Raw genomic sequence first — 9,883 nt, 5'->3', positions numbered from 1 at the left:
TATGAATGGTATAGGAACCTTGGCTTCCGAACACTGTATTTGATGCACCTGCTCCGAAAGATGCGCCAGCGTCCGCACCCTTACCCTGCTGCAGCAAAACCAGAGCAACTACGCCCAATGCACCCAGCAGTTGAAAAACGACTACGACTGTTTCCAGCATTTTCTCAGTTTCCCGCGGCGCGACAGATCGCACCGAACTCCTCTGCATTCAGGGAAGCTCCACCAATGAGCCCCCCATCGATATCCGGCATGCCGAACAGTTCGACCGCATTGGCCGCCTTCACGCTGCCGCCGTATAGAAGCCGCACTCCTCGTGCGACTTCAGAATTCTCTGCCGCCAACTGGTCACGGATGGCTTTATGCACATCCTGAGCCTGTTGCGGCGTTGCAGTCAGCCCGGTACCAATGGCCCAGACCGGCTCGTAAGCAATGACCGCCTTGGCAATGGCACCGACACCCAGCTCCTCGATGATGCTGCCCAGCTGACGCCCGACAACATCAAGAGTCTTCCCGGCTTCGCGCTGCTCGAGGGTTTCACCTACGCACAACACCGGAATCAAGCCACACGCCTGTGCCGCTGCAAACTTGCGATTCAGCATTCCGTCTCGCTCGCCCATAATCTGGCGACGCTCGGAGTGCCCAACAAGCACCAGGGAACAACCTGCATCCACCAACTGACTGGGAGCAATTTCACCGGTCAGTGCACCTTGCATGGCTTCCACCGCAGAGTTCTGCGCGCCGACTGAAATCGACTTGCCTTTCAAGCCATCAATCACTTGATTGATATACAAGCAAGGCGGAAACACCGCGACATCAATACCGCTCGGCAAGGCCAGATGACGAAGGCCGTTGATCAGCTCAGCGACGCTGGCGCGGGTACCGTGCATCTTCCAGTTACCAGCTACCATAGGGCGACGCATGCTGTACCTCGTCGGTCAAAGTGGGCGCAGATGTTACCCAACACAATCATGGCTTGCAAGCCGTATCAGGCAGAAACTTCGGTTATCAGTTTTGCCAGCTCCTCGGCGTAGCCGCGGACCTGGTTTTCATCTTCGCCTTCAACCATGACGCGCACCAAAGGCTCTGTACCGGACTTGCGCAGAAGCACACGACCGCGCCCCGCCATTGCCTGCGTTACACGAGCACTGGCTTCCTTGACAGCCGGATGCTCCAGCGGGCTTTCCCCGCCGCCAAAGCGCACATTGATCAGCACTTGAGGGCACTTGCGCAACGCCTGCCGGATTTGTGCCAAACCTTCATTGCGGGATTTCAGAGCCATCAACACTTGCAAGGCCGCGATGATCGCGTCGCCCGTGGTGGTGTGATTGAAGCAAACCACATGCCCGGAGTTTTCCCCACCTACCAGCCAATTGCGCTCCTGCAGCTCGGCGATCACGTAGCGGTCACCGACATTGGCGCGAACGAACGGGATCGACAGCTCCGCCAGTGCCAGCTCAAGACCAAGATTGCTCATCAACGTACCGACGACGCCACCCTGCAACTTGCCGCGCTCATGCAGATCCCGGGCGATGATAAACAGCAAATCGTCACCATCGACGATGGTGCCAGTGTGATCAACCATCAATACCCGGTCGCCATCACCATCGAATGCGATGCCAAGGTCAGCATGCTCGGCAAGTACCGCAGCCTGCAACGGCCCCATATGCGTGGAACCACAGTTATCATTGATGTTCAATCCGTTCGGCTGAGCAGACAGCACGACAACTTCAGCCCCCAACTCACGGAAGACGCTCGGCGCTACCTTATAGGTCGCACCGTGCGCACAGTCGATGACGATTTTCAGCCCAGCGAAATTGGTCCCGGTAGGCACGCTGCTTTTGCAGAACTCAATGTAGCGACCCGATGCATCGTTGATTCGCGAGACCTTGCCGATTTTGCTCGACTCGACGACGGTCATCGGCGTATCCAGCAACTCTTCGATCATCAACTCCAACTCGTCCGGCAGCTTGGTGCCCTTACCGGAGAAGAACTTGATGCCGTTATCGTCATGAGGGTTGTGCGATGCACTGATCACAATGCCTGCTTCAGCCTGGAACGTGCGCGACAGATAGGCGATCGCGGGGGTCGGCATCGGGCCGAGCAGCATCACATCGGCGCCCGCCGAGGTCAGCCCGGCCTCGAGTGCCGACTCAAACATATAACCGGAGATCCGCGTGTCCTTGCCGACCAGCACCTTGCAGGCACCCATCTTGCGGAAGGCCATGCCGGCCGCCCAGCCAAGCTTGAGCATGAAGTCAGGCGTGATCGGGTACTCACCAACGCGACCGCGAATGCCGTCGGTACCAAAATATTTCTTGCTCATAAGTGCTCCATCATTCTTATTCGGCTGATTCCACGGCCGCGATCATTCGCACGACATCGACGGTTTCCGCCACATCGTGAACCCGCAATATAGACGCGCCCTTGACTGAAGCAAGCGCCGCCAGTGCCAGCCCGCCATGCAGACGCTCGCCCACGGGACGATTCAAGGCGTGGCCAATCATACTCTTGCGCGAAACACCTACCAGCAGAGGTCGACCCAGAGCATGCAGGGCCTCCATGTGCTTGAACAAGCTTAGATTGTGCTGCAGGGTTTTGGCGAAGCCGAAGCCGGGGTCAAGAATGATCCGCTCAGCGGGAATGCCAGCCTGGGCACACCGATCCATGCGCTCGGCGAGAAACTCACCGACCTCGCGAGTGACATCCTGATACTGCGGATTGTCCTGCATATCGCCCGGCTCGCCGAGCATGTGCATGAGGCAGACCGGTAATCCGGTCGCGGCCGCCGCGTCCAGCGCACCGTCGCGACGCAACGAACGCACGTCATTGATCAGCCCGGCACCGAGCCGTGCGGTTTCACGCATGACTGCCGGGGTGGAAGTATCGACCGAGATAACGACATCCAGCTCGCGATTGATCAGCTCGACAATTGGTGCGACGCGCTCAAGCTCCTCCAACGGAGAAACCGCTCGCGCACCGGGCCGAGTCGATTCGCCGCCGACATCGATAAGCGTCGCACCAGCCAGCACCATGGCTTCGGCATGGCGCAGAGCCGCATCGAGCTGGCTGTAATGGCCGCCGTCGGAGAAGGAATCAGGGGTGACGTTGAGAATGCCCATGACATGCGTCTGGGCCAAATCAAGAACCCGGTTGCCGCAAGGCAACCGGGTCAGGGACTGAACAGAAGTCATTTCAAACCTTAAACGTCAGCAGCCGGACCGCCAATCGGTTTTTCCGGACGCTCGTCCTGCACGACAGGCGGTGGAGGCGTACCGGTGCCGCCAGACCAGTCACGAGGCTCACGAGGTGTACGACCTGCCATGATGTCGTCGATCTGCTCGGCATCAATGGTTTCATACTTCATCAGCGCATCAGCCATGGCATCCAGCTTGTCACGATTATCCGTGAGGATCTGCTTGGCCGTACCGTAGCAGTGATCGATGATGCTGCGCACTTCGGAGTCGATCAGCTTGGCAGTCTCGCCGGAGAAGCTGGCAGCCTGACCACCGCCGCCGCGACCGAGGAACACTTCGCCCTCTTCTTCGGCGTACATCAACGGACCCAGTTTTTCCGACAGTCCCCACTTCGTCACCATGTTCCGCGCGATCTGACTTGCCCGCATGATGTCATTGGAGGCACCGGTGGTAACCCCATCGAAGCCCAAGGTCATTTCTTCAGCAATACGACCACCGTACAGCGAGCAGATCTGGCTGATCAGCGCACGCTTGGACAGGCTGTAGCGATCTTCTTCCGGAAGGAACATGGTCACACCCAGCGCGCGACCGCGCGGAATGATCGAGACCTTGTAAACCGGATCATGCTCAGGCACTACCCGACCAACAATGGCGTGGCCAGCTTCGTGATAAGCAGTGTTCTGTTTTTCTTTCTCGGACATGACCATTGATTTGCGCTCGGCGCCCATCATGATCTTGTCCTTGGCCAGTTCGAACTCTTTCATCTCGACGATACGCTTGCCGCTACGCGCAGCGAACAGCGACGCTTCGTTGACCAGGTTGGCCAGGTCAGCACCGGAGAAACCCGGAGTACCACGTGCGATCACTGCCGGAGCAACGTCGTCGCCCATCGGCACTTTGCGCATGTGTACTTTCAAAATCTGCTCGCGGCCACGAATGTCCGGCAAGCCAACCACCACCTGACGATCGAAACGGCCCGGACGCAGCAGCGCAGGGTCGAGTACGTCCGGACGGTTGGTTGCGGCAATCACGATGATGCCATCGTTCATTTCGAAGCCGTCCATCTCCACCAGCAACTGGTTGAGAGTCTGTTCACGCTCGTCGTGACCGCCGCCCATGCCGGCGCCACGGTGACGACCGACTGCGTCGATTTCGTCGATGAAGATGATGCAAGGGGCGTGCTTCTTGGCCTGTTCAAACATGTCGCGGACGCGGCTTGCGCCGACACCGACGAACATCTCGACGAAGTCGGAACCGGAAATGGTGAAGAACGGCACCTTCGCTTCACCGGCAATCGCCTTGGCCAGCAAGGTTTTACCGGTACCCGGCGGACCAACCATCAGCACACCGCGAGGAATGCGGCCGCCCAGACGCTGGAATTTGCCCGGATCACGCAGGAACTCGACGAGCTCGCCGACTTCTTCCTTGGCTTCGTCGCAACCGGCGACGTCAGCCAATGTGGTCTTCACCTGATCTTCGGAGAGCAGGCGTGCCTTGCTCTTGCCGAAGCTCATCGGGCCGCCCTTGCCACCAGCGCCACCCTGCATCTGGCGCATGAAGAACATGAACACCGCGATGATCACCAGAATCGGGAAGCTGGCCACCAGGAGCTGGGTCCAGATGCTTTGCTGCTCAGGCTGTTTGCCTTCAACCACTACATGGTTGTCGACCAGGTCGCCAATAAGACCATTGTCCTGAATTGCCGGACGAATGGTCTTGAAACTGTCGCCATCGGTACGCTTGCCGGTAATCACATAACCATCAACGGCGACGCGCTCGACCTTGCCATCCTTGACCTGCTGGATGAAGTCGGAATAGTTGAGGGTTTGCGGCTCGTTAGGGCTGGAGAAGTTGTTCATCACCGTCACCAGGACAGCCGCGATGATCCACCACTGGATCTGATTCTTTGCCATATCGTTCAATTAACTACCCTCTGTAGCAAGCTCCGCTGCTGGCGCGCGCTTCGCATGATATTCACCGGCCTAACTTACTACATTACCTACGACTCTGGCAGGCGCCGTCTGTAACCCTTTGTGAAACACTTTCTACACAATATTCGCTTATGCACGCGGAGCGAAATACGAAAAACCTATCGCCCTGGCGAAAAACCTCGCTTTACGCATCACCGCCGCGGTAACCCCATGCCAGCATGTATTGCTCACGAGAGCTGCCACGGGAAGAGTCTGGCTTGATCATCTGGATCTTGTCGAATTTCTTCCGAGCATCCTTCAGATAAACATCGAAACCTTCGCCCTGGAAAATCTTGATGACGAAATTGCCACCCGGCTTGAGTATCCGCTCCGCCAGATCCAAAGCCAGCTCGCAAAGGAACATGGCCTTGGGCATATCCACTTCCGGCGTACCACTCATATTGGGGGCCATATCGGAAATCACAAGGTCTACCTGCGAATTACCCACAGCCTCAAGGATCTGAGCGAGAACCGCGTCCTCAGTGAAGTCGCCCTGGATAAACTGCACGTCAGGGATGCTGTCCATTTCCAGGATGTCCGAGGCGATCAGACGCCCCTGCCCACCAATCAGCCGACTGGTGACCTGCGACCAGCCGCCCGGCGCAGCGCCCAGGTCGACCACGCTCATGCCCGGGCGGATCAGTTTGTATTTTTCCTGGATTTCCAGAAGCTTGTAACTTGCACGCGAGCGGTAACCATCCTTCTGCGCCTGCTTCACATAAGGATCGTTGACATGTCTTTTCAGCCAACCAAGGCTTGTCTTGGAACGCGCCATTGGGCACCTCGATGATTAGGGTCGTGATTAGTTGGGCGGATCCACGAACCCTCGGGTAAAATGGCCGCCATTTTACAGAATCCAGACGAAAGGGTCAGATTATGCCGCTCACTCCAGAGCAGAAAAAACAGTACAAATCCATTGGCCACCACCTGAAACCAGTTCTGACGGTGGCTGACAACGGTCTGACTGAAGGTGTGCTAGCCGAACTTGAACGCGCCCTGGCGGATCACGAGCTGATCAAGATCAAGCTCAACATCCTCGATCGCGAGTCGCGCCTGGCGCACATCGCAGAACTGTGCAAGGTCGGCAAAGCGGACCTGGTACAGGTCATCGGCAAGATGGCTCTGGTCTATCGCAAGAACTTCAGCGCCAACAAGCAGCTGTCGAACGTTCATCGCTTCAAGTGATGACAAAGGTCAAGGGTGTGCTTCGCGCACCCTGCCACTCCAACCCGGCACCGGCTGCATGACCAGCACCAGCCCGGAAAATCCGAGTACCAGATAACTGAACAACTGCCAGCGCTGCGCCTCCGGCCAGCCGACACGCACGGCGACATACATCGCACACGCGTACAACGCCATCATCAGCACCTGCCCGCGAAAATCCCGCCATAGACTGCCAGGGCCCTCGGCCTGTACCAGCACCAAAGCCTGAAAAATCACGCAAACCGCAGCGAAACCCACCACCAGCACTTCAAAGGCACTGGCGACTTCGTCGATCAGCAGCGGCGCCAGGCCAATCTGACCCAACGCCGGCTGCAAACCGAGATGAATCAACCATAGCCCGCCGACCCAAAGCATCTGGGCCAGCTGCCAAAGCATGGCGCCCGCATGCAGCGGGCGCCTTCTTTCAGATGTGACGAACTTCGACAATCTCGTACTCGATCACGCCACTTGGCGTTTTGACGGCGACGACGTCACCCTCTTCCTTGCCAATCAAGGCACGGGCCAACGGTGAGCCGACGGAGATCTTGCCGAGTTTGAAGTCAGCCTCATCCTCACCCACGATGTGGTAAGTGACGCTTTCATCAGTCTCGACGTTCGCGATTTCGACAGTCGTACCGAAGATCACCTTACCGGTGTGAGGAATGGCCGTAACATCGATGATGACCTGATTCTGAATCCGGCCTTCGATATCACGGATCCGCGCCTCGACCATGCCCTGCTGCTCGCGGGCAGCATGGTATTCAGCGTTTTCCTTCAAGTCACCCAACTCGCGGGCCGTACCGATGTCCTGGCTGAGCTTCGGACGGACGACCTTGGTCAGGTGAGCGTGTTCTTCTTCCAGGGCTTTTGCGCCCTGAACGGTCATTGGGTACTTGGTTATGCTCATGCCTTCAATCCTGCGTGTAGATCCTGCAAGCGGCGCACGGTCTTTTCCGGACCGAACTTCAGCGCTTCGCAGATCGCTTCGCCCGCAGCGATGGTGGTGGTGCAGTAGATCTTGTGCTGCAGGGCATTGCGACGAATGGAGTACGAATCGGCGATCGACTGACGACCTTCGGTGGTGTTGATGATCAGCGTGACTTCGTCATTCTTGATCATGTCGACCACGTGTGGACGACCCTCGGTCACCTTGTTCACGCGGCGCACTTTCAGGCCTGCGGCTTCGATCAGCTTCGCAGTGCCGGCAGTGGCGACCACTTCGAAGCCCAAGTTGATCAGATCACGGGCCACGCCTGCAACCAGTGGCTTGTCGTCATCGCGCACGCTGATGAACGCGGTACCGCCGGTCGGCAGCACTTCGCTGGCGCCCATCTGCGCCTTGGCGAATGCTTCACCGAAGGTGTCGCCGACGCCCATCACTTCACCGGTCGACTTCATCTCCGGGCCGAGGATCGGGTCAACGCCAGGGAATTTGGCGAACGGAAACACCGCTTCTTTCACGCTGTAGAAGTTCGGGATGATTTCCTTGGTGAAACCGATCTCTTTCAGTGTCTTACCGGCCATCACGCGAGCAGCGATCATCGCCAGGGAAACGCCGATGCACTTGGACACGAACGGTACGGTACGCGAAGCGCGCGGGTTGACTTCGATGACGTAGATGTCTTCGCCTTGCAGCGCCAACTGCACGTTCATCAGGCCGACAACGCCCAGCTCCAGGGCCATTTTCTTGACCTGTTCGCGCATTTCGTCCTGGATGTGCGCCGGCAGCGAGTACGGCGGCAGCGAGCACGCGGAGTCACCGGAGTGAACGCCCGCCTGTTCGATGTGCTGCATGATCGCGCCGATCACGACGTCTTTGCCGTCGCAGACCGCGTCCACGTCCATTTCAATGGCGCAGTTGAGGAAGTGGTCGAGCAGCACCGGGCTGTCGTTCGACACTTGCACCGCGTCACGCAGGTAACGCTTGAGCTCGTCTTCCTTGTAAACGATTTCCATCGCACGGCCGCCCAGTACATAGGACGGACGCACGACCAGCGGATAACCGATTTTCGCCGCAGCGCGAACGGCTTCGTCTTCGCTGCGCACGGTGGCGTTCGGCGGCTGACGCAGGTTCAGACGCTCGACCATTTGCTGGAAGCGCTCGCGGTCTTCGGCGCGGTCGATGGCGTCAGGGCTGGTGCCGATGATCGGCACGCCAGCAGCTTCCAGCGCGCGAGCCAGTTTCAACGGGGTCTGGCCGCCGTACTGGACGATCACGCCTTTCGGCTTTTCGACGCGGCAGATTTCGAGTACGTCTTCCAGGGTTACCGGCTCGAAGTACAGACGGTCGGAAGTGTCGTAGTCGGTAGAAACGGTTTCCGGGTTGCAGTTGACCATGATGGTTTCGTAGCCGTCTTCGCGCAGGGCGAGAGCAGCGTGAACGCAGCAGTAGTCGAACTCGATGCCCTGGCCGATACGGTTCGGACCGCCACCCAGAATCATGATCTTGTCGCGACCCGACGGCGCTGCTTCGCACTCTTCCTCGTAGGTCGAGTAGAGGTAAGCAGTGTCGGTAGCGAATTCGGCGGCGCAGGTGTCGACGCGCTTGTAGACCGGGAACACTTCCAGCTTCTGACGGTGCGTGCGCAGGTTTTTCTCGGTCACGCCCAGCAGCTTGGCCAGACGCTGGTCGGAGAAGCCTTTGCGCTTGAGCTTGAACATCAGGTCGCGGTCGATCGAAGAAAGACCGAGGGTCTTGACCTTCTCTTCGTCCTTGATCAGGTCTTCGATCTGCACCAGGAACCAGGGGTCGATCATGTTCATGCCGAAGATGTCTTCGACCGACAAACCAGCGCGGAATGCGTCAGCCACGTACCAGATACGCTCGGCGCCCGGCACGGTCAGCTCGCGCTTGAGCACGCTCATGCTTTCCGGATTGCTCAGGTCAAGTTTCTCGTCCAGACCACACACGCCGACTTCCAGACCGCGCAGGGCTTTCTGCAGGGATTCCTGGAAAGTCCGGCCGATGGCCATAACTTCACCCACCGACTTCATCTGCGTGGTCAGGCGCGCGTCAGCCTTGGCGAATTTCTCGAAGGCGAAGCGTGGCAGCTTGGTCACGACGTAGTCGATCGACGGCTCGAAGGACGCCGGAGTCTTGCCGCCGGTGATGTCGTTCGACAGCTCGTCGAGGGTGTAACCCACAGCCAGTTTGGCCGCGACTTTGGCGATCGGGAAACCGGTGGCTTTCGAAGCCAGCGCCGAGGAACGCGATACGCGCGGGTTCATTTCGATCACGACCATACGGCCAGTGTTCGGGCAGATACCGAACTGCACGTTGGAACCGCCAGTCTCGACGCCGATCTCGCGCAGTACCGCCAGCGAGGCGTTACGCAGGATCTGGTATTCCTTGTCGGTCAGGGTCTGTGCCGGCGCAACGGTGATCGAGTCACCGGTGTGCACGCCCATCGGGTCGAAGTTTTCTATCGAGAAGACGATTATGCATTTGTTCTTTTTTTCGTGGTGTAGTTAAATTTTTTTTTTTTTTGTGAAGATCTGTGTTTTGTCGTTATGATT

The 9,883-nt window shown here is 58.1% G+C and carries 9 protein-coding genes and 1 pseudogene; 1 reads left to right on the top strand and 9 read right to left on the bottom strand.

Annotation, left to right across the window (positions count from 1 at the left end; translation table 11 throughout):
* From secG to rlmE, 6 genes are all read right to left on the bottom strand, one after another.
* Positions 1-160: preprotein translocase subunit SecG (gene secG / locus ACIGDJ_RS27375; protein WP_397504683.1), on the bottom strand; the 160-nt coding region annotated here is incomplete at its 3' end.
* 4 nt (positions 161-164) lie between these two features.
* Positions 165-920 (bottom strand): triose-phosphate isomerase, encoded by a 756-nt coding sequence (tpiA, locus tag ACIGDJ_RS27370; RefSeq protein ID WP_397504680.1) that lies wholly within the window; start codon positions 918-920, stop codon positions 165-167.
* Between the two features lie 65 nt (positions 921-985).
* On the bottom strand, positions 986-2,323 hold the full coding sequence (glmM, locus tag ACIGDJ_RS27365; protein WP_397480219.1) for a phosphoglucosamine mutase: 1,338 nt from the start codon (positions 2,321-2,323) through the stop codon (positions 986-988).
* A 16-nt stretch (positions 2,324-2,339) separates the two neighbouring features.
* The gene (gene folP / locus ACIGDJ_RS27360; protein WP_397480218.1) at positions 2,340-3,191 is read right to left on the bottom strand and encodes a dihydropteroate synthase; all 852 of its coding nucleotides are present in this window, start codon (positions 3,189-3,191) and stop codon (positions 2,340-2,342) included.
* A gap of 8 nt (positions 3,192-3,199) precedes the next feature.
* Positions 3,200-5,107 carry an ATP-dependent zinc metalloprotease FtsH gene (ftsH, locus tag ACIGDJ_RS27355; protein WP_397504681.1) on the bottom strand — a complete coding sequence of 636 codons (1,908 nt, stop codon included), beginning with the start codon at positions 5,105-5,107 and terminating at the stop codon, positions 3,200-3,202.
* Positions 5,108-5,309: 202 nt separating this feature from the next.
* Positions 5,310-5,939, bottom strand: coding sequence for a 23S rRNA (uridine(2552)-2'-O)-methyltransferase RlmE (gene rlmE / locus ACIGDJ_RS27350; protein WP_101158082.1), 630 nt, complete (start codon positions 5,937-5,939; stop codon positions 5,310-5,312).
* Between the two features lie 101 nt (positions 5,940-6,040).
* Between rlmE and ACIGDJ_RS27345 the strand changes: the two genes are divergently transcribed.
* Positions 6,041-6,349: a YhbY family RNA-binding protein gene (locus ACIGDJ_RS27345; protein WP_016771761.1), complete on the top strand. Its 309-nt coding sequence runs from the start codon at positions 6,041-6,043 to the stop codon at positions 6,347-6,349.
* Positions 6,350-6,358: 9 nt separating this feature from the next.
* Here ACIGDJ_RS27345 and ACIGDJ_RS27340 read toward each other — a convergent pair whose 3' ends face one another.
* The 3 genes and pseudogenes from ACIGDJ_RS27340 to carB all read right to left on the bottom strand — a co-directional run.
* Positions 6,359-6,763 carry an MFS transporter gene (locus ACIGDJ_RS27340; RefSeq protein WP_101158084.1) on the bottom strand — a complete coding sequence of 135 codons (405 nt, stop codon included), beginning with the start codon at positions 6,761-6,763 and terminating at the stop codon, positions 6,359-6,361.
* Between the two features lie 28 nt (positions 6,764-6,791).
* Entirely contained in the window at positions 6,792-7,268 is a 477-nt protein-coding gene (greA, locus tag ACIGDJ_RS27335) for a transcription elongation factor GreA (protein ID WP_101158199.1), read from the bottom strand.
* A 2-nt stretch (positions 7,269-7,270) separates the two neighbouring features.
* A pseudogene (gene carB / locus ACIGDJ_RS27330) lies at positions 7,271-9,826 on the bottom strand (carbamoyl-phosphate synthase large subunit); the annotation flags it as partial.
* Positions 9,827-9,883: the final 57 nt, after the last annotated feature.

It is taken from the genome of Pseudomonas sp. NPDC079367, assembly GCF_044542195.1.
Classification (GTDB): domain Bacteria; phylum Pseudomonadota; class Gammaproteobacteria; order Pseudomonadales; family Pseudomonadaceae; genus Aquipseudomonas.
The sequence above is the reverse complement of the archived record's forward strand: the minus strand, read 5'-3'. Positions and strand labels throughout refer to the sequence as shown.

Excerpts from the sequence above, each read along its gene's own strand:
- ftsH (WP_397504681.1), bottom strand. The coding sequence starts at position 5,107 with ATGGCAAAGAATCAGATCCAGTGGTGGATCATCGCGGCTGTCCTGGTG.
- rlmE (WP_101158082.1), bottom strand. The coding sequence starts at position 5,939 with ATGGCGCGTTCCAAGACAAGCCTTGGTTGGCTGAAAAGACATGTCAAC.
- ACIGDJ_RS27345 (WP_016771761.1), top strand. The coding sequence starts at position 6,041 with ATGCCGCTCACTCCAGAGCAGAAAAAACAGTACAAATCCATTGGCCAC.
- ACIGDJ_RS27340 (WP_101158084.1), bottom strand. The coding sequence starts at position 6,763 with ATGCTTTGGCAGCTGGCCCAGATGCTTTGGGTCGGCGGGCTATGGTTG.
- folP (WP_397480218.1), bottom strand. The coding sequence starts at position 3,191 with ATGACTTCTGTTCAGTCCCTGACCCGGTTGCCTTGCGGCAACCGGGTT.
- glmM (WP_397480219.1), bottom strand. The coding sequence starts at position 2,323 with ATGAGCAAGAAATATTTTGGTACCGACGGCATTCGCGGTCGCGTTGGT.
- tpiA (WP_397504680.1), bottom strand. The coding sequence starts at position 920 with ATGCGTCGCCCTATGGTAGCTGGTAACTGGAAGATGCACGGTACCCGC.